Source organism: Halorubrum sp. GN12_10-3_MGM (assembly GCF_005435235.1).
Taxonomy (GTDB): domain Archaea; phylum Halobacteriota; class Halobacteria; order Halobacteriales; family Haloferacaceae; genus Halorubrum; species Halorubrum ezzemoulense.
In genome coordinates this window covers 76,350-97,357 of record NZ_SGUB01000003.1, presented here as the reverse complement: position 1 = coordinate 97,357, position 21,008 = coordinate 76,350, and the positions used below count along the sequence as shown (strand labels likewise).

Below are 21,008 nucleotides of genomic sequence, written 5' to 3'. Positions count from 1 at the left end.
TCGACATATCCCCGTCGCGGCCGAGAAGCCGGTATGGACCCGCAGCCGACCGGCGATCCGCAGTCGACGTACGACCGCATCGCGACCCACTTCTCGAAGACGCGACAGTACGCGTGGCCCGAGGTGGAGTCGTTCTTAGAGGGTCGGTCGGGGGGGCTCGCGCTCGACGTCGGCTGCGGCAACGGCCGCCACACGGAGGCGCTCGCGGCGCGCACCGAGACCGCGGTCGGCCTCGACCTCAGCCGCGGGCTGCTCGCCGAGGCGACGGCCCGCGCCCGCGACCGGGGGTTCGCCGACGCGACCGCGTTCGTCCACGGCGACGCGACGGCGCTCCCGGTCCGCGACGGCGCGGTCGACCTCGCCGTCTACGTCGCCACGCTCCACCACCTCTCGCCGCGGAGCGCCCGCGTCGAGAGCCTGAACGAGCTGGCGCGCGTCCTCGCGCCCGGCGGCGTCGCGCTCGTCAGCGCGTGGAGCACGGCCCACGACCGGTTCGACCGCGACGAGGGGTTCGACACGACCGTCGACTGGACGCTGCCGGGCGGCGAGACGGTGCCTCGGTACTATCACATCTACTCGCCCGCGGAGTTCGAGACGGATCTCGGCGAGAGCGCTCTCGAAACGCGTCGAACGGAGCTATCCAGCGGGAACTGTTACGCGGAAGTCGAGCCGGAACGCCCCTGATTATCACAGACAATATCGACGGGGGTGGATTAAAGGGTCCCTGCCGACCGCCTGCTGGTAATGGCCGACACCTTCCTCGAACGGGTCCTGCGTCGGGTCGCGCCCGACGCGGTGGCCCGGAGTTACCTCGCGAAGTTCCTCGTCGCCCTCGTCGTCGTCGTCCTCGCGATCGGCGCCGTCGGGGCCGTCACGTACGCGGAGACGACCGAGCAGCTCGAGTCGAGCGCCCAGAGCGACTACACGGCCGTCGCGGAGCTGAGCGCCACCGAAGCCGGCAGCTGGACCGCCGACCGGCGCGGGACCGTCGCGGAGGCCGCTGACAACGACATCTACAGCGAGGACTCGGCCGCCGTCGCGGCGTATCTCTCCTCGCATCTGTCTCGGGCGAGCGACGGCGTGCTTGCGTTCCACTACATCGACCCCGAGGACGGCGCGGTACTCGCGTCGACCGACGAGGCGGGCGGGAACGGTGACCGAGCGGAGACGCTCACGAGCCAGCAGTGGTTCGACGACGGGCTCCTACTCGGCGACACCGTCACCACGACGGCGACGTACGAGGTCGACGGCGAGCGCCGGGTCGCCTACGTGGCCGGGACGCCGAAACGAAAATACGTGGTCATGGAGGTCTCGCTCGGCTCGCTCGTCGGCGACTTCCGGCAACCGACGGACGGCACGTTCACCTCGATCGTCGAGACCGACGGCGAGATCGGCGCGAGCGATCGCGACGGCGTCGCGGGCGAGCGGTACGACGAACCGGTCCGGTCGCAGCTCTTCGACCGACAGAACCCGATCGGGTCCGTCCCGTCGGCGACGCTCGAACTCGCCGACGGCGAGCGGTACTTCGTCGCCTACGCCCCGGTTCCAACCGAGGCCTGGTACGTCGCGGTCCACGTCCCCCTCTCAGAGGCGTACGCGCTCTCGGGGATGATCGGGCGGAACCTGCTCCTCATCGTCGGCGTCGCGGTCGTCGGGCTCGGGCTCATCGGCGTGACGCTCGGCCGGGGGACCGTCGTCGAGCTGAACCAGCTCCGGGCCCGGGCGTCGGCGCTGGCCGACGGCGACCTCGACGTCGACTTCGACACGGCGCGGCGCGACGAGTTCGGCGACCTCGCCGGGGCGTTCGCGACCATGCGGGACTCCCTGCGCGAGCAGATCGAGTCGGCGGAGACGCAGCGCGAGCGCGCCGAGGCGGCGAAGGCGGAGAGCGAGGCGTTCGCCGACCGCCTGGAGTCGCGGGCGGGCGACTTCGGCGAGACATTGGCCTCCTGCGCCGACGGCGACCTCACGGCTCGGCTCGACGCAGAGCCGGACGACCCCGAGGCGCTCCGCGCGATCGCCGCGGAGTTCAACGACGCGATGGACGAGCTGGAGGCCGCGATCGCGGAGGTCGACGCGTTCGCGGTCGAAGTGGCCGACCGGAGCGACGCGGTCACCGACGGCACCGACGAGGCCGCCGCCGCCGGCCGGGAGACGAGCGACGCGGTCGACGAGATATCGGCCGGGGCGGAGCGGCAGAGCCGTCAGCTGGCCGAGGTCGCCGGCGAGATGGAGGACATGTCGGCGACCGTCGAGGAGGTCGCCGCCTCCGCGGACGAGGTCGCGACCACCTCCCGGCAGGCCGACGCGCTCACCGAGGAGGGGCGCGAGGCGGCCGCCGACGCCGTCGACGAGCTCCACGCGATCGAGTCCCGCTCGGAGTCCGCCGCGGAGACGGTCGAGCGGCTCGAGGCCGAGATGGCGGAGGTCGACGCGATCGTCGAGACGATCTCGGAGATCGCCGACCAGACGAACCTGCTCGCGCTCAACGCCTCGATCGAGGCCGCCCGCGCGGGCGAGGCCGGCTCCGGCTTCGCGGTCGTGGCCGAGGAGGTCAAGTCGCTCGCCGAGGAGACCCAGGCGTCCGCCGCGGAGGTGGAGTCGCTGATCGAGAGCCTCCGCGAGCGTACCGACGAGAGCGTCGACGAGATGGCCGCGATCCGCGAGGGCGTCGACGACGGGGTCGACGTCGTGGAAGACGCGGAGGACGCGCTCGCCGAGGTCGCCGACCGCGTGAGCGAGGCCGACAACGGCGTTCAGGAGATCTCCGGCGCGATGGACGCGCAGGCGCAGTCGGTCAACGAGGTGACCGGCGCGGTCGACGACCTTGCGGGCGTGAGCGAACAGACCACCGCCGAGGCGACCACCGTCGCCTCTGCCGCCGAGGAGCAGGCCGCCACGCTCGGCGAGGTGTCCGAACAGGCGCACGACCTCCACGAGCGCGCCAGCGACCTGCGGGAGATGACAGAGGGCTTCGAGGTCGACGCCGAGGCCGGGGACGACGTTGTCGGGGGCGCGGACGGCGATTCGGTCGGCGAACCCGCCGCCGGCAGATCGGGTGAGACGGGCGAGACGGCGTTCACGTTCGGCGCGGACGAGGAGCCGTCCGACGCCGCCCCCGCCAGCACCGACGGCGGCACCGCTCACGGAACTGGAGAGCTAGGCGAGCCGCACGCCGACGACTCGGCGTAGCCGGAGACGGCTCTCAGCGAACGTTAGAACGAAGGAAAGTGGTCGTCGTCGCCCGCGGCGACGAGCACTACCGGTGATGTCGCGGCCGGGTGCCTCGCTTCTCAGTCAGCCATCGTCTCGTGGCTGACGCCTCGGTCCTCGGGGAGCGGCGCCACGAACCGGTAGGCCGCGTACAGCCCGAGCACCACGAGGCCGGCCAGCACGAAGCCGGTCCGGATCTCCGGGCTGATCAGCGGCATCGCGGTCACCTCGCCCGCCTCGTTCGTTATCGGGGCCGGGGCGAACGGTTTGCCGGTGAACGTCTCGACTAGTCCGAGGACCACGATGCCGAACAGCATCAGTCCCGCGCTCAACGCCCGTGCCGCCTTGTCAATGGTGTCTGTCATAGTGAATCACCTCTTAACCGAGCAGGTACCGCAGCTTGGGGTTCTGCTTGACGAGCGCCGTCTGTTCGAGGAGCGCGTCGAGCCCGTAGTACCGACCGGCCGCGAGCACGATCACGGTCATGAACAGGAACAGGCCCATCAGGTCGCTGTTGACGACGCCGTGACCGAAGCCGGCGTTCCCGACCCAGAACAGGACCATGAAGATGACCCCGCCGAACGCGGCCAACCGGGTGAACGCCCCCGCGATCAGCGCGAGGCCGATGAGCGTCTCGAACAGCGGCACGCCGGGCTCGATGAGCCACGCGAGGTTGTTCCCCATCCAGACGGGGATGCCGCCCAGCGCGGTGCCGGTCATGCCCTTCATGTACGACGGCCCGTAGGTGAACGCGAACCCGTTCTCGATGATCTTGGTGACCCCGGCGTGGAAGAACCACCACCCGGTCACGACGCGCAGGAACGCGATCCAGTAGGTCGCCCACGGTCCCTCTAGGGCGAACTCGACCTCGCCGACCAGCGGATTGCTCGATTGGTATGACATCGGTGTCACCTCACGGATGTACGTTGGGTGGGTACACACATATGTACCGTACAGGGTTCTAAGCGGCTGAAAAGCGTTCTAGAGCGCTGGGACACGTCCGCAGTATCGTGGCTCTTTAAGTATACATACCCGGATCGGCGCCGGGAATCGCGTTCGAGCCCCGTCAGAACACGGAACGCTTATGAAAGTCGTTCCGCCTACGTGTAGATGCGTCATCGACCGACGCGAGCGCCGGTGGTCTAGTGGTAGGACCTGAGCCTTCCAAGCTCATGGCCCGGGTTCAAATCCCGGCCGGCGCATTTCTCGAACGAAGTGAGAGAAATCGCCGCCGGGTTTGAACCCTATCAGTCGCGCGCAGCGAACGGAGTGAGCGAGCACGTCCGATTTCGGTTCAAATCCCGGCCGGCGCACTCCCTTCGGTCGTGCGCCGGCCGTACCCCCGCTCGCTCGCGGGAGTCCCGGCCGGCGCATTTTCTGAATCACTTCGTCGCTTAACGGTCGATTCGTTCCGCTCAGCGACCCCCCGAACGAGGTAAGAGAACGCTGTAAAGGATTTATACTGCGAGGACGAGGCCCGAGTGTGGTCGGACTCGCACGGGGGACCGTCGAAGTCGTGCCGTATCGGGAGTCGTGGAGCGACGCGTACGACACGGAGGTGGCTCGGTTACGGAGCGCAGTCGGTGATCGCGTCCGTCAGTTCGAACACATCGGCAGTACCGCGGTCGAGGGGATGCCAGCCAAGCCGATACTCGACGTGCTCGCCGTAGTCGACGAATCGACGACCGCGAGCGACCTCGTCCCAGCGCTCGAAACGCACGGCTACGAACGACGCCCCGATGAGGTGGACGGGCGGGTGTTCCTCGCGAAGGGACCGCCAGAGAATCGTACGTGCTATCTGTCGATCGCCGAAGTCGGAAGCGCGTTCCACCACGAGAAGATCGCGTTCAGGGACGCGCTTCGGAGCGATCCGGAACTCGCCGAGCGGTACGCCTCGTTGAAACGACGGCTCGCGGCACGGTATCCCGAGAACCGACAGCGGTACACCGCCGAGAAGGGCGCGTTCGTGCGAGCCGTCCTCGATCGACGGGACTGACGCGGTCCGCGGTCGAGGTGCCGTCGGCGAGAGACGGGTTAGCGCCGCGTCACCGTCGACGGCCCCTGCCTTGGGGCCGGGGCCGGGAATCAGAGAGGTCGCCGTGTCGACGCGGGCCCGTTCTTGCCGTCGTCCGAGACGGGTCGCGTCGAGCGGACGGAGTCGCGACCTCGCGGCGCCTCAGTCGTCGTCTGCCGCGGGCTGCTCCGCGCCGGCCTCGGCGGTCGCCTCGTCTCGCGGCCCGCCCGCGTGCCCCTCGTGGGCGACGGCGGTCGCCATGAGGTGCGGCGGGATGGCGGGCACCTCGTCCTCGTCGACCGGACCGTCCTGCGCGATATCCTCCGTCGACCGCGGGAACTCGCGGAGCTCCTTGTGGACCGCGATACCGGCCTTCGCCCCCTGCCCCATCGCGACGGGCACTTGATTGTGGCCGGGCGTGATGTCGCCCACCGCGAAGACGCCGTCCTCGCTGGTGCGGCCGTGGTCGTCGACGTCGATCTCGCCGCCGTCGGTCAGGTCGCAGCCGAGCGCCTCGGCGAGCGCGGTGTTGTAGTCGGAGCCGTACATCGGGAACCCGCCCCGGTACTCGCGGCGGGTGCCGTCCTCGAACTCCATCGCTTCGAGCCAGCCGGAGTCGGGATCGTTCTCGACGCCCGAGATGTCGTCGTGAACGACCTCGACCGGGTGCGCCTCCAGCTGCGTCGCGGTCTCATCGCTCCACGTCGGCTCCGCGCCGCGCGTCAGGAGGTCCACGTCGTCGGTCATGTTCAGCATGATCATCGCGACGTGCGCGGCGGCCTCGCCGTGACCCATCACGTACACCGGCTCGTCGACGAACATGTAGGCGTCACAGTGGAGACACCAGTGGAGCCCCTTCGCGTTCCGCGGGAGCGGCGGCTCCGGGCGCTCGTCGGAGAAGCCCGTCGCGAGGACGACGCGGTCCGCGAGGATCTCGCTGTCGTTCGTGGACAGGCGGAACCGGTCGTCGTCGGTGCGCTCGACGTCGGTGACGAAGCCGCGCTCGAAGGTGCCGCCGTACGACTGTACCTGCTCGCGCCCGGTGGCGAGCAGCTCGTTCCCGGACACTTCCTCCGTGACGCCGATCACGTTGTGGGTGTCGGCCATCATCGCGGCGCGGCCGCCGCCGCGGTCGATCAGCACCGTCTCGTGCCCCAGGCGGGCACCGTACAGCGCGGTCGTCAGCCCCGCCGGCCCGCCGCCGACCACCGCGATCTCGTACTCGTCGTCGGACGAACTCATTATCCGTGATACGCGCTCCGCCGGTTTAAATGGCGCCGTGGTGTGCGCGCCCCGCGACCAGCCACCGCTGGCGCGACCGTCCCGCGCTACTCGAAGTGCGCGTCCCGCCGCCGCCGCCCGGAGCGACGCCGTCAGACCGCAGGACTCCGAGGCGGGACGAGGGGAAGGCGGTCCGGACGTTTATGAGGTCGTACCGCGTCTGGCCAGTCAGTGCCCTCTCGCCTCGCCATCGCCGTCGGCCTCCTGATCGTCGGGGCGGCCGCCGACGTCGGAACGACGTACGTCGCGCTCACCGGGAGCGAGTACGTCGAGGGGTCGCCGGTCGGCCGCCTGTTCATCTCCCGGTTCGGCCTCCTCGGCGGGATGCTCCTCACGAAGGCCGTCGGGATGGCGGTCATCGGCGTTCCGGTCGCGGTCGCCGGCGGGACGCGGCGGTTCGTCGCGACGCTGATGTGCGGCGGCGTCGGCGCGCTCTCGCTGGCGGTCGCCGCCCGAAACCTCCTGTTCGTCGCCGGACTGTGGCCGTGACTCCGCGATCGTGGGCGGGGTCGCTTCGTTGGGCGGAGTCGCCTCGCTGAGCCCGGTCGCCTCGCTGACCCCGAAGCGAGCCGACCGGCGGGCGCGGCCGCCGCGACCCCAGCCGTTTTGCGTCACCGGCCACAGGCGAACGTATGTCACGACAGTCCGCTCCGGCGCCGTCCCCGCCGGAGACCAGACGCGAGGTCGTCACGGAGACGCTCCACGGGATCGATGTCGACGACCCGTACCGGTGGCTCGAAGGCGACGACGCGGCGGTCAGCGAGTGGGCCGACGCCCAGAACGACCACGTCGACGCCGCGCTCGACGACGCCCTCCGCGACCGCCTCCGCCCGCGCTTCGCGGACCTCGTCGAGGTGGCCGACTACGGTCCGATCAGCGTTCGCGAGGGCCGGTACTTCGCAACGGTCCGCGAGCCCGGCGCGGACCACGCTCGGCTCGTCGTCCGCGACGCGCCGGACGGCACCGACCGCGTCCTCGTCGACCCGAACGCGTGGGCGGCGAACCGCGATGGCGACCGCCCGCCCCGGTCGATGGCGTGGTACGTCCCCTCCCACGACGGCGAGCGTGTCGCGGTCGGCGTCACCGACGGGGGCGACGAGAACTACGACGTGCGCGTCCTGTCGGTCCCCGATCCGAGCGACTCCAGAGTTGAGTCTCCGGAGGCCGAGGGATACGGCCCGGGCGTCGAGGAGATCGCGTCCCTCCCCGAGCGCGGCCGCGTCAACGCCGGGAGCCTCGCGTGGACGGCCGACGACGAGGGGCTCGTCTACGTCGCCACCGGCGGCGCGGCCGACGGCGCGCAGATGGACAAGGAGATCCGCCGGTTCCGGTTCGCGGACGGCCCCGACGCGGAGTCGGTCCTCCTCGAACACGACGACCAGCACGTCTGGCCGCGCGTGACCGTTGACCCGGACTCGGGACTGCTCGCGGTCGCTTTCTCCGAGATGGTGGGCGGCACCGAGTGGTACGTCCGAGTCGACGGCGACCTCCGGCCGGTCCTGACCGACACCGACGCCGAGACCTCCGTCCGGTTCCACGACGGAACGGCGTTCGTCTCGACGGACCACGGCGCACCCCGGCGACGGCTGCTCGCCTGCTCCGTCGACCGCTTCCGCGAGGGGGACCTCTCGTTCGAGGAGTGCCGCGAGGTCCTCCCCGGCGGCGAGGGGATCCTCCAGTCGGTCGTGCCGACCCCGGATCGCCTCCTCGTCCACCGCCAGCGGGACGCCCACTCGCGGCTCTCTGTCCACGACCGCGACGGGACGCACCTCCGAGACGTCTCGCTGCCGTCGTACTGCTCTGTCACGTGGGTCTCCGGGAACCGCGACGCGCCCGAGGCGTTCTTCGGCCTGACCGGCTTCGACCGCCCGCCGGCGGTTCGGAAACTCGACCTCGCCGACGAATCGCCGGGCGAAGGCGACGGGGTCGGCGAGGGCGGCGACGCGCCCGAACTCGCGTCGGCGGAGGTCGACTCGGTGGACCTCCCCGTTCCCGACGACCTCGTCGTCGAACAGCGGTTCGTCGACTCGACGGACGGCGCCGAGGTGCCGGTGTTCGTCTGCTACCGCGAGGAAGTGAACGTTGAGGGTCCCCGTCCGACCGTGCTGTACGGCTACGGCGGATTCCGCAACAGCATCACGCCCTCGTTCGGCCGGTTCCGGCTCCCGTTCCTCGCCGACGGCGGCGCGTTCGCGGCGGTGTGCGCCCGCGGCGGCTACGAGTACGGCGAGCCCTGGCACGAGGCCGGCATGCTGGAAGACAAACAGCACACCTTCGACGACTTCGTCGCGGCGGGCGAGGCGCTCTGCGAGTCGGGGCTCACCGACGCGGACCACCTCGCGGTCGCCGGCGGGTCGAACGGAGGGCTCTCGGTCGGCGCGGTGGTCACCCAGCGCCCGGATCTGTGGGCGGCCGCGCAGTGCGCGGTCCCGCTGCTGGACATGCTCCGGTTCCACCGGTTCCTGCTCGGCGAGTCGTGGACGACGGAGTACGGTCACCCCGAGGACCCGGAGGCGTTCGAGTATCTCAAGGAGTATTCGCCGTACCACAACGTCGATCCCGACGCGACCCACCCGCCCGTCTACTTCACCACGGCCGCGAGCGACACGCGCGTCCACCCCTCGCACGCCCGGAAGATGACCGCGCGGCTCCAGCACGAGGCCGAGGGCGGCCCCTTCCTCCTGCGGACCAAGTCAGAGACGGGCCACGGCGTCGGCAAGCCCGCCTCGATGGTCGTCGACGAGCAGACCGACTCGTGGGCGTTCCTCTACGAGCGGTTGGACGTGAAGGTCGGGAGCGACGATCGCGGCGTGGGCGGGGAGGCCGCCGGCGATCCCGCCGACGGCGCCTGACTCACTCCCCCTCGTAGAGGCGCTCGGCGGTCAGGTCCGGCAAATCGGCCTTGCGGACCGCCTCGGCGACGCTGTCGATGTCGTACTCCACGCGATGCGTCTCGACCGCGTCGGCCCCGTCGGCCGTCGTGTCGAGGACCGCGTAGCCCGCCCGCGGGTCGCCGTCGCGGGGCTGGCCGACGCTGCCCGGGTTACAGACGAAGCCGCCGGCCACCTCGCGGACCCCCTGAACGTGGGTGTGGCCGAGGACGATCCCGTCGTACTCCCCCATGTGCCGGTCGAGGGTCGGGAAGTCGTCCGGGTAGACGTAGGCGTCCTCGCGCTCTGCGGCGGGGTGGGAGTGGGCGAGCAGGTACCGGTCGCCCCCGAACGTCTCCGTGCGCGGGAGATCACCGATCCAGTCGCGCTGGTCGGCCGACAGCGACGCCTTCGCGCGTTCGAGCCCCGCCTCCGCCATCCGGTTGGCGCGGTAGCGCTCGGGGGTCTCGACGGTGCGGTCGTGGTTCCCGCGCACTGTCGCGGCCGCGACATCGCGCACGCGCTCGACGCAGTCGGCGGGCCACGGGTTGTAGCCGACCACGTCGCCCGCGCAGTAGATGCGGTCGACCGTCGGCATGTCGTCGAGGACCGTCTCCAGCGCGGGGAGGTTCGCGTGAACGTCCGAGATGAGACCGATCTTCATCGAGACGTGATTCGAATGGCGGGAGGGAATAGGTTGTGGCGAGAGGGGCCATAAGACGAGTGACCGGGGTGTGAGGTTTCGGGAGGCATTTCAATAGGTAGCCGCGGTGGCGCGTGCCTGCGAGCGGCCGCCGAAGGCGGCTGCGAGGAGCACGCGCGAGGGAGTCGGTGGTCCTCCGCTTCGCTTCGGACCACCGACAGGGCGAGAGCACCGCTCTCGCTTACAACCGGACGTCGTCCGGTGACGAGGCTGGGGAGCCGTGAGGTGCGGTGCGGTCGCGGTCGGATGGGACTCGAAGGGGCAGTCGCGAGGCCGCAGTAGGCGACGTAAGCACCGCAGCGAGCGGAGCGAGCGAGGAGCGCAACGAGCGTACTGCGGCCTCGCGACTGGGGCTTCGGTGGTGTTCTCCACCGATTCGCAAACGACCGTTTGGGTCTGTTGAAATCCTCAGCAGGTTATCTGTTCTTGGATTCGTACTGAATACAGAGCGCGAGTGTCGTACTAAGTTCCTCTCGGATTCGGTCAGGCCGGATCGCTCAGTACAGGGGACGTAGTTCGCGGCTATGCCCGGATCGATCTGAGTGCTCTCTTTCTGTGTGACAGGATTTTTAAACTATGCGGGAACATTATCATCTGTATGTCTTCTCGCGGGTCAATACTCCTTGAGGAGATGGTATGGCCAGAAGTCGAATCGGCGCTCGAAAACGGAACACGGACCGCGATTGTCGCCGTCGGTTCAATCGAACAGCACGGCCCTCATCTCCCGTTGAACATGGACACATTGGACGGTGACGAACTCTCGCGGCGGATTGCGGAGAAACTAGGGGACGCGATTGCTGCGCCGACGATTCGGCCTGGATGCTCGGGGCATCATATGGAGTTCCCGGGAACAATCACTGTCCCGCCCGAGACATTGATGGATGTGATCCGGGCATATTGTCGGTCGCTCGATGAACACGGCTTCGAACACATCGTCCTTGTCCCGACCCACGGTGGGAACTTCGGCCCAGTCAAAACTGTCGCACCCGATGTCGGCCGAGAAATCGAGGCCACCGTGATTCCCCTCGCTGACCTTGACGAGCATATGCAGTTACTGAATGATGGCCTCAGTGAGGCAGGAATCGACTACCATCAAGATGTGATTCACGCCGGCGCAGCCGAGACAGCGGTGGTGTTGGCGGTAAATGAGGACTTGGTCAAGATGGAGAACATCGAGCCCGGCCCCGAAGGAAAGATCTCTACCGCTCGCCTTCTCAGCGAGGGGTTCAAAACAATCACCCAAAACGGTGTGCTTGGCGATCCGGCTGAAGCAACCGCTGAAGCTGGCGAAACTATCATTCAGAACGTGGTGGATACCTACGTTGATCACATCGAGAACGAACGTCGTTCTGTGTAGATACTCGTCACCACCGAAGTTGAACGATTAATGGGCAAGCGAATTCTACCGGCTGATTCAGGATATAGACGGAGAAAGTAACATTGTTCAGGTGCTGACTACATCCTCCGTATCTCGCACGCCGATCCTATCAATAATTAAGGATTTCAACGGAGCCGGCTATTTATCAACGGATGAATGAGGCCTCGGAGGCGTTCCCTACCGGTCCCTACGCTTTGACCTTCTCGCGGAACCGCTCGCGGACCTTCTCAACCTTCGGCTGCGCGTGCATCGTACAGTAGGCGTCGGCCGGGTTCTTCTCGAAGTAGTCCTGGTGTTTCTCCTCGGCGCGGTAGAACGTCTCCAGCGGTTCGACCTCGGTCACGACCTCGTCGTCGTAGCCGCCCTCCTCGTCGAGGGCCGCCACGTACTCCTCCGCGAGCCGCCGCTGCTCGTCGTCGTGAGAGAGCACGATCGAGCGGTACTGGCTCCCAACGTCCGGGCCCTGTCGGTTCAGTTGCGTCGGGTCGTGGACCGTGAAGAACACTTCGAGGATGTCCTCGTAGGAGAGGGCGTCGGCGTCGTACTCGACCTGGACGACCTCCGCGTGGCCGGTGTTGCCGGTACACACCTCGCGGTAGGTCGGGTCGTCCGCGTGGCCGCCGGCGTAGCCGGAGGTGACGCTTTCGATCCCGTCGAGCTGCTTGAACGCCGCCTCGACGCACCAGAAGCAGCCGCCGCCGACCGTCGCGGTCTCGGTCTCTGTCATGGGACCCCGTTGGCGTCGCAGACGTATTAATGACCCGCGGCGTGCGGCGCGTGTGCCGGCTGGCGATCCACAGCTAACTCGAATCGCGGTCACGACGTGCCGGACCCCGTCCGAGGAATCAGCGAACCGAGGCACCAAGTTCTCCGAGCGGAGATGTCCCCTAGATGATCGAGTGGTTCGGTGGTGGCGAAAACGTTCTATCCATGCTCATCCCGCTGGTCGGGATCTGCGTCATCGTGGTTGCCGAACGAGTGACCGGGACCAACCGCGCCAAACGGTACGTCCTCCCGGCGTTCGTCCTCTGGTTCGGCCTCCGAGCCGTGATCGGACTCGAACAGGGACCGATCGTTTCGCTTCCCCCTCCGATCGGGCTCCTCCTCGCCGTCTCGCTTCTGGTCGGGTTCCTGTCGCTGCTGCTGTACGGGTTCTACGTCCTGTGGGCGGGACGGGACCCGATCGCCTCACGCGCGTGACCTCGTGTCCGGCGGTCGGGCTCCGACCGCCCCCGTCGCCGAACGCGTTCGCCCGGCAACCCTGCGGTCGAACGGTAGACCTTTGCCGTCGCCCGCTCCAGTCCCGGTATGGTCTCGCTGGGACTGGTGGTGGCGCGGTTCAACGACTCCGTCACGGAGCCGATGGCCGAGGCCGCCCGCGAGGCGGCGGCCGACCGCGACGCCGTCGTCGTCGACGAACTGAGCGTGCCGGGCGCGTACGACAGCCCGCTGGCCGCCGACCGCCTCGCGCGCCGCGAGGACGTCGACGCGGTCGCGGTCGTCGGCGCCATCGTCACCGGCGACACCGACCACGACCGGGTCATCGCGACCGCGACCGCCGAGAAGCTCACCGACGTGAGCCTCGACCGGGACACGCCGGTCACCTTCGGCGTGAGCGGCCCCGGGATGTCCGGCGCGGAGGCGCGCGAGCGGATCGACAAGGGCGCGGACGCGGCCGCGGCGGCGATCGACCTCGCCGAGGAACTCGACTGACACCCACGAGCCGACTACACACGACACATGAGCGACGCATACGACTTCTCGGAGCGGATCGGACGCGTAGAGCCCAGCGCGACGCTGGCGATATCGAACCTCGCGGCGGAGAAGGAGGCCGAAGGAGCCGACATCGTCGACCTCTCGGTCGGCGAGCCCGACTTCGACACCCCGGAGAACGTCGTCGAAGCGGGCAAGGACGCGCTCGACGCGGGCCACACGGGATACACCTCCTCGAACGGCGTGCCCGAACTCAAGGAGGCGATCGCGGCGAAGCTCCGCGGCACCGGGATCGACGCCGACGCGGACGAGGTGATCGTCACCCCCGGCGGCAAGCAGGCGCTGTACGAGACGTTCCAGACGCTGATCGACGAGGGCGACGAGGTCGTGCTCCTCGACCCCGCGTGGGTCTCCTACGAGGCGATGGCGAAGCTCGCCGGCGGCGACCTCTCTCGGGTCGACCTCGCGCCGCACGGGTTCCAGCTGGAGCCCGCGCTCGACGAGCTCGCCGAGACGGTCTCCGACGACACCGAACTCCTCGTCGTCAACTCCCCGTCCAATCCCACCGGCGCGGTGTTCTCCGAGGCCGCGATGGAGGGCGTTCGCGATCTCGCCGTCGAGCACGACGTCGCGGTCATCTCCGACGAGATATACGAGCGCATCGTCTACGACGCCGAGCACGTCTCGCTCGCGAGCCTCGACGGGATGGCCGACCGCACGGTGACGATCAACGGCTTCTCGAAGGCGTACTCGATGACCGGCTGGCGGCTCGGCTACCTCCACGCCACCGACGAGTTCGTCGGCGAGGCGGGGAAGCTCCACTCCCACTCCGTCTCCTGCGCGACGAACTTCGTCCAGCGCGCCGGGATCGAGGCCTTAGAGAACACCGAGGCGGCGGTTGAGGAGATGCGCGACGCCTTCGCCGACCGCCGCGACCTCCTCGTCGACCTGTTCGACGAGCACGGCGTCGACGTCGACGTCGGCGACGGCGCGTTCTACATGATGATCCCCGTCGACGACGACGATCAGGCGTGGTGCGAGGCGGCGATCGAGGAGGCCGCGGTCGCCTGCGTCCCCGGGAGCGCGTTCAACGCCCCGGGCTACGCGCGCATCTCCTACGCCGCGAGCGAAGAGCGCCTGCGCGAGGCGGTCGACCGCCTCGTCTCGAACGACCTGCTGTAGCGGGGGACGGTCTCCGGACCGGCGCGTCGCGGCCGGCGCACCGCCGCGCTCTCGGGAGCCCTCCCGGTCGACGCATCGCCTCGCTTTTCGTCAGTGCGTCGTCGCTGAATTCTCCAGCTGAGCGGCCGCATCCCCCAGTAGCGCGAATCTGCGGTGCGTTTTTACCGCTGCTCCGCGAAGTTTCAACTCGGTGGTACGATGTACGACAACATACTGTTCCCGACGGACGGAAGCGCCGGCTCGGAAGCGGCGGCGGCACACGTGAGCGAACTCGCGTCGGCGTTCGACGCGACGGTCCACGTGGTCCACGTCGTCGACACCCGCGAGGGCGGCCTCGGCGTGAGCGGGGCGTTCGTCCACGAAGACAGCCAGGCGATGAGCGGGGTCTCGCCGGAGACGGGCTACATCGGCAGACACGAGGACGTCGACGCCGACGAGGTCGAGGCCGAGCTCACCGCTCACGCGAGAGAGCTCGTCGGGGCCGCGGCGGAGTCACCGGACGACATCGACATGACGACGGCCGTCGAGATGGGGACCCCTCACTCGGCGATCCTCCAGTACGCCGACGACCACGACGCCGACCTCATCGTGATGGGGACCCACGGCCGCACCGGCGTCGAGCGCTACCTGCTGGGGAGCGTCACAGAGAAGGTCGTGCGGCTGGCGGACGCGCCCGTCGTGACGGTCCGGGCGGACGAATCGGACGGCGAGTGACGGTCGCTCCGTCACCGCAGCACATTTTCCCGGCGCCCCGCAACGGGACCGCATGGACGAGGCCGAGCGAGAGGCGATACTCGACCGGGTCACCAGCCAGAGCGCGACGGTCGGCGCGTCGGTCCCGGACGAGGTCACCATCGACGGCACCGCGGTCGACCTCTCCGAGTTCATCGTGGAGACGCGCGCCGTCGACACGGTCCCGCCGGAGGTCGAGCGCAAGGTGTCGTCGGTGAAGTCGACGCTCCGCGCCGAGCGCGAGCGTCGGATGGCCCGGCTGCGAGGCGAAGGCGCCGAAACCAACGCGGGCGACACCCCCGATGACCCCCCGCTCGACCGTGAGACCGCCGAACGGCTCGCGGACGAGATCGTCGGGATCGACCGGGCGCTGAACGCATTGGAGACGATCCGCCACCCCGACTTCGCCGACGAGCACCGCTCCGCGACGCTGGACGGCCACGAGCGCTGGCTCGCCTTCGTCGACGAGGTCCGGTGATCGCGGGCCTCGGCGGGCGTCCGATGCGACGTTCCGAAACCCTTACTCCCGGTCCGGGACACCTGCTCGTATGAGCGATACGTCCGAGTCGACGGATGACGCGGGGGAGTCCTCCGACGGGGGCGACGACGCCGCGGCCGCCGTCGACGCCGAGGAGGTCCGTCACGTCGCCGACCTGGCGCGCGTCCGGCTCGCCGACGACGAGGTCGACGAGTTCGCGGCGCAGTTCGGCGACATCTTAGAGTACTTCGAGGCGCTCGACGAGGTCCCCGAGACCGAACGCGAGGAGGACCTCGTCAACGTGATGCGCCCCGACGAGGTCCGCGACGGCCTCTCGCAGGAGGAGGCGCTCGCGAACGCCGAGGAGACGGAAGACGGCTTCTTCGTCGGCCCGAAGGTGTCGTAGATGGCGGCCGACATCAACGCCTTCGTGACGGAGGAGCGGATCGAGGGCGACGCGGACGCGGACGGTCCCCTCGCGGACGCGACCGTGGCGGTGAAGGACAATATCTCCACCGAGGGGGTCCGGACGACCTGCGGCTCGGAGATGCTCGCCGACTACGTCCCGCCCTACTCCGCGACCGTGGTCGACCGGCTGACCGACGCGGGCGCGACGGTCGTCGGGAAGACGAACATGGACGAGTTCGGGATGGGGACGACGACCGAGACCTCGGCGTTCGGCCCCACCCGGAACCCGGTCGACACCGACCGCGTCCCGGGCGGCTCCTCGGGCGGCTCCGCGGCCGCGGTCGCGGCGGGCGAGGCGGACATCGCGCTCGGCTCCGACACCGGCGGCTCGGTGCGCTGTCCGGCCGCGTTCTGCGGCGTCGTCGGGATCAAGCCGACGTACGGGCTCGTCTCCCGGTACGGGCTCATCGCGTACGCGAACTCGCTCGAACAGATCGGGCCGATCGCGGGCACCGTCGAGGAGGCCGCCGCAGCGCTCGATGTCATCGCCGGCGACGACCCCCACGACGGGACGACCCGCGACCTGCGCGAGGTCGAGGGCGCGGACCCGGACGCGAGCTACGCCGCGGCCGCGGACGGCGACGTGGCGGGGCTGACGATCGGCGTCCCCACGGAGCTGTTCGAGGGCGCCGACGAGCGCGTCGTCGAGACGGTCGAGGCCGCGATCGCGGACCTCGAAGCGCAGGGCGCGGAGACGACCGACATCTCCCTGCCGTCCGTCGAGCACGCGGTCCAGGCGTACTACGTGATCGCGATGGCGGAGGCGTCCTCGAACCTCGCGCGCTTCGACGGGGTCCGGTACGGCCACCGGAGCGACGCCGACGGCAACTGGAACGAGTCGTTCGCGGAGACGCGCGAGGAGGGGTTCGGGGCGGAGGTCAAGCGCCGGATCCTCCTCGGCACGTACGCGCTCTCGGCCGGGTACCACGACAAGTACTACGAGAAGGCGCAGGACGCCCGCGCGTGGGTCCGGCAGGACTTCGAGGCGGCGTTCGACGAGGTAGATGTCATCGCCTCGCCGACCATGCCGGTCCTCCCCTTCGAACTAGGCGAGAGCCTCGACGACCCGCTGCGGATGTACCTCGCCGACGCGAACACGACGCCGGCCAACCTCGCGAATCTCCCAGCGATCTCGGTCCCCGCCGGCGAGGCCGACGGGCTCCCGGTCGGGCTCCAGCTCGTCGGGCCGAAGTTCGGCGAGGAGACCATCGTCCGCGCCGCGAGCGCGGTTGAAGACAGATGAGCCTCACGGACGAGGAGCGGGACCGACTGGCGGACGTGGTCCGCCTCCAGCCGACGAAGAACGGCGAGCTCCAGGACGCCTGGGAGATGGAGAGCGGCAGCGAGGTCCACGGCTACCTCGAGAACCACCTGAAGGAGTACTACTACCGCGACGACGACAGCCTGATCCGCGCGACGGCGGAGGCGAACGACCTCGTCGACGTCGAGCCCGGGGTCGAGCCCGACGCGGTCGCGCGCGGCGCGGTCCCGGAGACGATCCGCGTCTCCGAGCTGGAGTCGCGGGTCACCGAGGTGCTCGCCGGACCGGACGAGCGGTCGCAGTCCGTCGTGAGCGTGCTCAACGCGCTCCGCGAGGCGTTCGACGCCGATCCCGAGGTGGACGCGGTGCGGCGGGCGCTCCGCAGTCTGGAGCGCAAGAACGTCGTCGAGGTGGTTTACCGCACCGTGCCGACGTTCCGGCTGGCGGTCGCGCGCGACGAGATCACGGTCGAGGTCGAGGAGTAGGCGCCCGTCGGCCGACCGAGTGCCGATACGATTTTGTACCGGCACGGAAACCGTCCTCCCAATGAGCGACGCCGCCACTCCCCGCGAGCGGTTTCGCCGCAACGCGAGCAGCATCGCCGCGACGGTGGTCACCGGCACGTGGCTCGGCGCCCTCCTGGCCGGGTTCGACTGGTGGCTCGGGTTCATGCTGTTCGGGTACATCGTGATCATTCCGGTCGTCTCGATGTTGTTCGACGAGGAAGCGGAGGACTCGCTCGCCGTCGAGCCCGAGGCCGAGTCGACCCCCGTCGAACGCGGAGAGACGGCGGAGCGCGGCGAGGCGGCCGGCGACACCACGGACGCCCTCGAACGCCTGCGGACCCGGTACGCGAACGGTGACCTCACCGACGAGCAGTTCGAGCGGAAGCTCGATCGCCTACTGGAGACCGAGACGCCGGAGGACGCCGCCGAGTGGGCGGAGCGGAACCGCGCCGCGGCTCCGGAACGCGAAGCCGAGCGGGAGCGGTGACGCGGGGCGCCGCGCCGCTCCGACGCGACCGGCGCGACCGAACCTCAAGCTTCAATGCGCGCGGCCGACTCGACCGCGTATGAGCGACCACGAACTGCGGAAGGAGGCGCACGACCTCGACGTGACCGTCTGGGTCGGGAAGAGCGGCGTCGACGCGGTCGTCGACGAGCTTGCCGACCAGCTCGACGACCGGAAGCTGGTGAAGGTGAAGTTCCTTCGGGCGGCCCGCGGCGGCACGTCGACCGACGAACTCGCCGACGAGCTCGCCGAGGCGGTCGGCGCCGACCTGATCGAGACGCGCGGCAACACGGCGGTGCTCCACTGATGGGCGCCCCCGCGGGCGCGTCCGGAGTCGTCGCGGTCGCGGGGACGCTGGAGCCGTACCTCGGTCCGCTGGCCGACATCGTCGTCGACGCCGCGATCTTCCTCGCCGTCGTCACCGCGACGTACGTCCTGTACAAGGCGGCCGTCAAGCCGCTCGTCCGCCGGGTGTTCGACCGACAGGGGCTCGACGAGCACGCCCGGCGCCCGCTCCAGAAGATCGTGGCGTTCCTCGTCCTGTTCGCCGGCGTCACGGTCGCGTTCGGCGCGGCGGGCTACCAGGGGTTCCTGCGCTCGCTCGCGACGATCGCGGCGGCGGCGACGCTCGCGATCGGCTTCGCGCTCCAGGACGTGATCAAGAACTTCGTCGCGGGCGTGTTCATCTACACGGACAAGCCGTTCCGCATCGGCGACTGGATCGAGTGGAACGGCAACTCGGGGGTCGTCGAGGACATCTCTTTCCGGGTCACCCGCGTGCGCACCTTCGACAACGAACTGCTTACGGTGCCGAACCACGCGCTGACGAGCGACGTGGTGAAGAACCCGGTCGCGAAGAAGACACTGCGGCTGAAGTTCGTCTTCGGGATCGACTACGAGGACGACGTGGAGAAGGCGACGGACATCATCGTCGAGGAGGCCGAGAGGAGCGACGCGATCCTCGAAGACCCCGCGCCGTCGGTCCGGCTGACCGAACTGGCCGACTCGTACGTCGGCCTCCAGTCGCGGATCTGGATCGACGACCCCTCGCGGGCGGACTTCGTAAAGGCGCGCGCCGACTACGTGAAGGCCGTCAAGGCGCGCTTCGACGAGGCGGGCATCTCGATCCCGTTCCCCCAGCGCACCGTCTCGGGACGCAACGAGTGGACGGATCCCTCGTCGTTCGGCGGAGACGATTGAAGCGGCGGCCGCGGCGGAGAACTCCCGCTCGGTGGAGCGGCGTCACCCGGCAGGGCGGCGCCTCGAACCGTCTGGCGGCGTCTTCCCCGTCGCTGGCGCGCTGAGTACGCCCGAGCACCGATAGTAACGAACTTCAAGGTCGGGTCTCTGGGTTGGTCCATGTACGTGGTCGTCATCGGGGCCGGCGAGGTCGGGACGAGCATCGCCGCGAGTCTCGCGTCGGACCACGAGGTCGTCGTCGTCGACGTCGATCCGGACCGGGCGGAACAGCTCAAGTACGAGCTCGACGTGCTCACCATCGCCGGGGACGGGACGTCCTCTGAGATCCAGTCGGCCGCCGACGTCGACCGCGCGGACATGGTCATCGCGTGTACCGACGACGACCAGACGAACCTCGTCGCGTGCGGGGCCGCGAAGACGCTCGGCGACGGGTTCACCATCGCCCGCGTGAAAAGCACCGAGTTCCTCCGCACCTGGCAGGGCAGCGAGGGCGCGTTCGGCGTCGACTTCATGGTGTGTACGGACCTGTTGACCGCGGAGAACATCGTCCGCGTCATCGGGCTCCCGGCGGCGATCGACGTCGACCCGTTCGCCGGCGGGCTCGTCCAGATGGCGGAGTTCGAGATCGGCGAGGGGAGCCCCGTCGCTGGACAGACCGTCTCGGAGGCCGACCGGTTCGAGTCGCTCACCTTCGTCGGGCTGTTCCGCGACGGCGAGATGACGATCCCCCGCGGCGACACGGACATCGTCGTCGGCGACCGCGCGGTGGTGGTCGGAAGCCCCGAGAGCGTTCAGTCGTTCGCGACCGACATCGCGCCCGAGGCGACGCCGGACGACGCCGACGAGATCGTCGTCGTCGGCGGCAGCGAGATCGGGTATCAGACCGCCCGGCTGCTGGAGGAGCGGGACTTCACGCCGCGGCTGATCGAGCGCGACGCCGACCGCGCGCGGTGGCTCGCCGAGAACCTCCCGGACACCGTCGTGATGGAACACGACCCCACCGACACCGAGTTCCTCTCCCGCGAACACGTCGACGAGGCCGATATCGTCGTCACGGCGCTCGGCTCCGACGAGAAGAACCTGCTCATCTCCGTGCTCGCCAAGCGCCTCGGCGTCGACCGCGTGATCGCCGTCGTCGACAGCCCCGACTACGTCACCGTCTTCGAGGAGATCGGCATCGACATCGCGATCAATCCCCGGACGGTCACCGCCGAGGAGATCACCCGGTTCACCTACGAGAGCGTCGCGGAGAACATCGCGGTGTTGGAAAACGACCAGGCGGAGGTCCTCGAACTCGAACTCACCGAGGGGTGCGGGCTCACGGGACGACCGATATCGGACATCGTCGCGGAGAGCGATGCGCGGTTCGTTATCGGCGCGATCACGCGCAACCACCAGCTGGTCACCCCGCGCGGGGACACCGTACTTCAGGCCGGTGACCACGTGATACTCCTCGTGGAGTCCGACTCGGTCGGACAGATCGCCTCGATGGCGTGACCGCCTC

At 69.2% G+C, this 21,008-nt stretch carries 23 protein-coding genes and 1 tRNA gene; 19 read left to right on the top strand and 5 right to left on the bottom strand.

All coding sequences use genetic code 11. The features are described from left to right. Nucleotides 1-33: 33 nt before the first annotated feature. The gene (locus tag EXE47_RS03600) at nt 34-684 is read left to right on the top strand and encodes a class I SAM-dependent methyltransferase (protein ID WP_049932778.1); all 651 of its coding nucleotides are present in this window, start codon (nt 34-36) and stop codon (nt 682-684) included. A gap of 60 nt (nt 685-744) precedes the next feature. Then, nucleotides 745-3,192: a methyl-accepting chemotaxis protein gene (locus EXE47_RS03595; RefSeq protein WP_089307836.1), complete on the top strand. Its 2,448-nt coding sequence runs from the start codon at nt 745-747 to the stop codon at nt 3,190-3,192. Between the two features lie 101 nt (nt 3,193-3,293). Here EXE47_RS03595 and EXE47_RS03590 read toward each other — a convergent pair whose 3' ends face one another. Together EXE47_RS03590 and EXE47_RS03585 are read right to left on the bottom strand one after the other, a co-directional pair. Further along, nucleotides 3,294-3,578, bottom strand: coding sequence for a hypothetical protein (locus EXE47_RS03590; protein ID WP_049897570.1), 285 nt, complete (start codon nt 3,576-3,578; stop codon nt 3,294-3,296). Nucleotides 3,579-3,591: 13 nt separating this feature from the next. Continuing rightward, nucleotides 3,592-4,116 (bottom strand): DoxX family protein, encoded by a 525-nt coding sequence (locus tag EXE47_RS03585; RefSeq protein WP_049932775.1) that lies wholly within the window; start codon nt 4,114-4,116, stop codon nt 3,592-3,594. 228 nt (nt 4,117-4,344) lie between these two features. Between EXE47_RS03585 and EXE47_RS03580 the strand changes: the two genes are divergently transcribed. Together EXE47_RS03580 and EXE47_RS03575 are read left to right on the top strand one after the other, a co-directional pair. Beyond that, nucleotides 4,345-4,415 (top strand) — tRNA-Gly (locus EXE47_RS03580). A gap of 281 nt (nt 4,416-4,696) precedes the next feature. Beyond that, entirely contained in the window at nt 4,697-5,209 is a 513-nt protein-coding gene (locus EXE47_RS03575) for a GrpB family protein (protein WP_089307835.1), read from the top strand. A gap of 180 nt (nt 5,210-5,389) precedes the next feature. Here the strand turns inward: EXE47_RS03575 and EXE47_RS03570 are convergent, their stop codons facing one another. Continuing rightward, entirely contained in the window at nt 5,390-6,469 is a 1,080-nt protein-coding gene (locus EXE47_RS03570; RefSeq protein WP_049933490.1) for an NAD(P)/FAD-dependent oxidoreductase, read from the bottom strand. 210 nt (nt 6,470-6,679) lie between these two features. Here EXE47_RS03570 and EXE47_RS03565 point away from each other — a divergent pair, with 210 nt between their 5' ends. Together EXE47_RS03565 and EXE47_RS03560 are read left to right on the top strand one after the other, a co-directional pair. Further along, nucleotides 6,680-6,997, top strand: a complete 318-nt coding sequence (locus EXE47_RS03565) for a hypothetical protein (RefSeq protein ID WP_049933489.1) — start codon at nt 6,680-6,682, stop codon at nt 6,995-6,997. A 143-nt stretch (nt 6,998-7,140) separates the two neighbouring features. Next, entirely contained in the window at nt 7,141-9,360 is a 2,220-nt protein-coding gene (locus tag EXE47_RS03560) for a prolyl oligopeptidase family protein (RefSeq protein WP_089307834.1), read from the top strand. 1 nt (nt 9,361) lies between these two features. Here EXE47_RS03560 and EXE47_RS03555 read toward each other — a convergent pair whose 3' ends face one another. After that, complete coding sequence (locus EXE47_RS03555) at nt 9,362-10,042, bottom strand: metallophosphoesterase (protein WP_089307833.1); 681 nt, start codon at nt 10,040-10,042, stop codon at nt 9,362-9,364. 637 nt (nt 10,043-10,679) lie between these two features. Here EXE47_RS03555 and EXE47_RS03550 point away from each other — a divergent pair. Then, nucleotides 10,680-11,438 carry a creatininase family protein gene (locus EXE47_RS03550; RefSeq protein WP_086216466.1) on the top strand — a complete coding sequence of 253 codons (759 nt, stop codon included), beginning with the start codon at nt 10,680-10,682 and terminating at the stop codon, nt 11,436-11,438. Between the two features lie 208 nt (nt 11,439-11,646). Here the strand turns inward: EXE47_RS03550 and msrA are convergent, their stop codons facing one another. Further along, on the bottom strand, nt 11,647-12,186 hold the full coding sequence (msrA, locus tag EXE47_RS03545) for a peptide-methionine (S)-S-oxide reductase MsrA (protein ID WP_049930066.1): 540 nt from the start codon (nt 12,184-12,186) through the stop codon (nt 11,647-11,649). Between the two features lie 164 nt (nt 12,187-12,350). On the opposite strand from msrA, the gene EXE47_RS03540 reads away from it, so the two are divergent. The 12 genes from EXE47_RS03540 (at nt 12,351) to trkA (ending at nt 21,001) form a co-directional block, all read left to right on the top strand. After that, nucleotides 12,351-12,659 carry a hypothetical protein gene (locus tag EXE47_RS03540; RefSeq protein WP_089307832.1) on the top strand — a complete coding sequence of 103 codons (309 nt, stop codon included), beginning with the start codon at nt 12,351-12,353 and terminating at the stop codon, nt 12,657-12,659. A 108-nt stretch (nt 12,660-12,767) separates the two neighbouring features. Next, entirely contained in the window at nt 12,768-13,172 is a 405-nt protein-coding gene (gene ribH, locus EXE47_RS03535) for a 6,7-dimethyl-8-ribityllumazine synthase (protein ID WP_049930063.1), read from the top strand. A 27-nt stretch (nt 13,173-13,199) separates the two neighbouring features. Further along, on the top strand, nt 13,200-14,354 hold the full coding sequence (locus EXE47_RS03530) for a pyridoxal phosphate-dependent aminotransferase (protein ID WP_049930061.1): 1,155 nt from the start codon (nt 13,200-13,202) through the stop codon (nt 14,352-14,354). Between the two features lie 198 nt (nt 14,355-14,552). Then, nucleotides 14,553-15,068 carry a universal stress protein gene (locus EXE47_RS03525; protein ID WP_049930059.1) on the top strand — a complete coding sequence of 172 codons (516 nt, stop codon included), beginning with the start codon at nt 14,553-14,555 and terminating at the stop codon, nt 15,066-15,068. A gap of 52 nt (nt 15,069-15,120) precedes the next feature. Next, nucleotides 15,121-15,564 carry a DUF5788 family protein gene (locus EXE47_RS03520; RefSeq protein ID WP_089307831.1) on the top strand — a complete coding sequence of 148 codons (444 nt, stop codon included), beginning with the start codon at nt 15,121-15,123 and terminating at the stop codon, nt 15,562-15,564. A 70-nt stretch (nt 15,565-15,634) separates the two neighbouring features. Next, complete coding sequence (gene gatC / locus EXE47_RS03515) at nt 15,635-15,970, top strand: Asp-tRNA(Asn)/Glu-tRNA(Gln) amidotransferase subunit GatC (protein WP_089307830.1); 336 nt, start codon at nt 15,635-15,637, stop codon at nt 15,968-15,970. Beyond that, on the top strand, nt 15,971-17,275 hold the full coding sequence (gene gatA, locus EXE47_RS03510) for an Asp-tRNA(Asn)/Glu-tRNA(Gln) amidotransferase subunit GatA (RefSeq protein WP_089307829.1): 1,305 nt from the start codon (nt 15,971-15,973) through the stop codon (nt 17,273-17,275). Continuing rightward, entirely contained in the window at nt 17,272-17,778 is a 507-nt protein-coding gene (locus EXE47_RS03505; RefSeq protein ID WP_089307828.1) for a DUF5797 family protein, read from the top strand. The genes gatA and EXE47_RS03505 overlap by 4 nt, the downstream gene beginning before the upstream one ends. A gap of 61 nt (nt 17,779-17,839) precedes the next feature. Further along, nucleotides 17,840-18,286 (top strand): SHOCT domain-containing protein, encoded by a 447-nt coding sequence (locus EXE47_RS03500; protein ID WP_086216473.1) that lies wholly within the window; start codon nt 17,840-17,842, stop codon nt 18,284-18,286. A gap of 79 nt (nt 18,287-18,365) precedes the next feature. Beyond that, nucleotides 18,366-18,611, top strand: coding sequence for a YhbY family RNA-binding protein (locus tag EXE47_RS03495; RefSeq protein ID WP_049930052.1), 246 nt, complete (start codon nt 18,366-18,368; stop codon nt 18,609-18,611). Next, a complete protein-coding gene (locus EXE47_RS03490; RefSeq protein WP_049930051.1) occupies nt 18,611-19,504 on the top strand; it encodes a mechanosensitive ion channel family protein in 894 nt (297 codons plus the stop codon). The genes EXE47_RS03495 and EXE47_RS03490 overlap by 1 nt, the downstream gene beginning before the upstream one ends. Nucleotides 19,505-19,663: 159 nt before the next feature. After that, nucleotides 19,664-21,001: a Trk system potassium transporter TrkA gene (gene trkA / locus EXE47_RS03485; RefSeq protein ID WP_049930049.1), complete on the top strand. Its 1,338-nt coding sequence runs from the start codon at nt 19,664-19,666 to the stop codon at nt 20,999-21,001. Nucleotides 21,002-21,008: the final 7 nt, after the last annotated feature.

What these genes read in the sequence shown, in the direction of transcription:
- EXE47_RS03530 (WP_049930061.1), top strand. Translation starts at nt 13,200, where the DNA reads ATGAGCGACGCATACGACTTCTCGGAGCGGATCGGACGCGTAGAGCCC.
- EXE47_RS03520 (WP_089307831.1), top strand. Translation starts at nt 15,121, where the DNA reads ATGGACGAGGCCGAGCGAGAGGCGATACTCGACCGGGTCACCAGCCAG.
- EXE47_RS03600 (WP_049932778.1), top strand. Translation starts at nt 34, where the DNA reads ATGGACCCGCAGCCGACCGGCGATCCGCAGTCGACGTACGACCGCATC.
- EXE47_RS03570 (WP_049933490.1), bottom strand. Translation starts at nt 6,469, where the DNA reads ATGAGTTCGTCCGACGACGAGTACGAGATCGCGGTGGTCGGCGGCGGG.
- EXE47_RS03590 (WP_049897570.1), bottom strand. Translation starts at nt 3,578, where the DNA reads ATGACAGACACCATTGACAAGGCGGCACGGGCGTTGAGCGCGGGACTG.
- gatA (WP_089307829.1), top strand. Translation starts at nt 15,971, where the DNA reads ATGGCGGCCGACATCAACGCCTTCGTGACGGAGGAGCGGATCGAGGGC.
- EXE47_RS03540 (WP_089307832.1), top strand. Translation starts at nt 12,351, where the DNA reads ATGATCGAGTGGTTCGGTGGTGGCGAAAACGTTCTATCCATGCTCATC.
- EXE47_RS03490 (WP_049930051.1), top strand. Translation starts at nt 18,611, where the DNA reads ATGGGCGCCCCCGCGGGCGCGTCCGGAGTCGTCGCGGTCGCGGGGACG.
- gatC (WP_089307830.1), top strand. Translation starts at nt 15,635, where the DNA reads ATGAGCGATACGTCCGAGTCGACGGATGACGCGGGGGAGTCCTCCGAC.
- trkA (WP_049930049.1), top strand. Translation starts at nt 19,664, where the DNA reads ATGTACGTGGTCGTCATCGGGGCCGGCGAGGTCGGGACGAGCATCGCC.
- ribH (WP_049930063.1), top strand. Translation starts at nt 12,768, where the DNA reads ATGGTCTCGCTGGGACTGGTGGTGGCGCGGTTCAACGACTCCGTCACG.
- EXE47_RS03495 (WP_049930052.1), top strand. Translation starts at nt 18,366, where the DNA reads ATGAGCGACCACGAACTGCGGAAGGAGGCGCACGACCTCGACGTGACC.
- EXE47_RS03550 (WP_086216466.1), top strand. Translation starts at nt 10,680, where the DNA reads ATGTCTTCTCGCGGGTCAATACTCCTTGAGGAGATGGTATGGCCAGAA.
- EXE47_RS03505 (WP_089307828.1), top strand. Translation starts at nt 17,272, where the DNA reads ATGAGCCTCACGGACGAGGAGCGGGACCGACTGGCGGACGTGGTCCGC.
- EXE47_RS03500 (WP_086216473.1), top strand. Translation starts at nt 17,840, where the DNA reads ATGAGCGACGCCGCCACTCCCCGCGAGCGGTTTCGCCGCAACGCGAGC.
- msrA (WP_049930066.1), bottom strand. Translation starts at nt 12,186, where the DNA reads ATGACAGAGACCGAGACCGCGACGGTCGGCGGCGGCTGCTTCTGGTGC.
- EXE47_RS03560 (WP_089307834.1), top strand. Translation starts at nt 7,141, where the DNA reads ATGTCACGACAGTCCGCTCCGGCGCCGTCCCCGCCGGAGACCAGACGC.
- EXE47_RS03555 (WP_089307833.1), bottom strand. Translation starts at nt 10,042, where the DNA reads ATGAAGATCGGTCTCATCTCGGACGTTCACGCGAACCTCCCCGCGCTG.
- EXE47_RS03585 (WP_049932775.1), bottom strand. Translation starts at nt 4,116, where the DNA reads ATGTCATACCAATCGAGCAATCCGCTGGTCGGCGAGGTCGAGTTCGCC.
- EXE47_RS03525 (WP_049930059.1), top strand. Translation starts at nt 14,553, where the DNA reads ATGTACGACAACATACTGTTCCCGACGGACGGAAGCGCCGGCTCGGAA.
- EXE47_RS03595 (WP_089307836.1), top strand. Translation starts at nt 745, where the DNA reads ATGGCCGACACCTTCCTCGAACGGGTCCTGCGTCGGGTCGCGCCCGAC.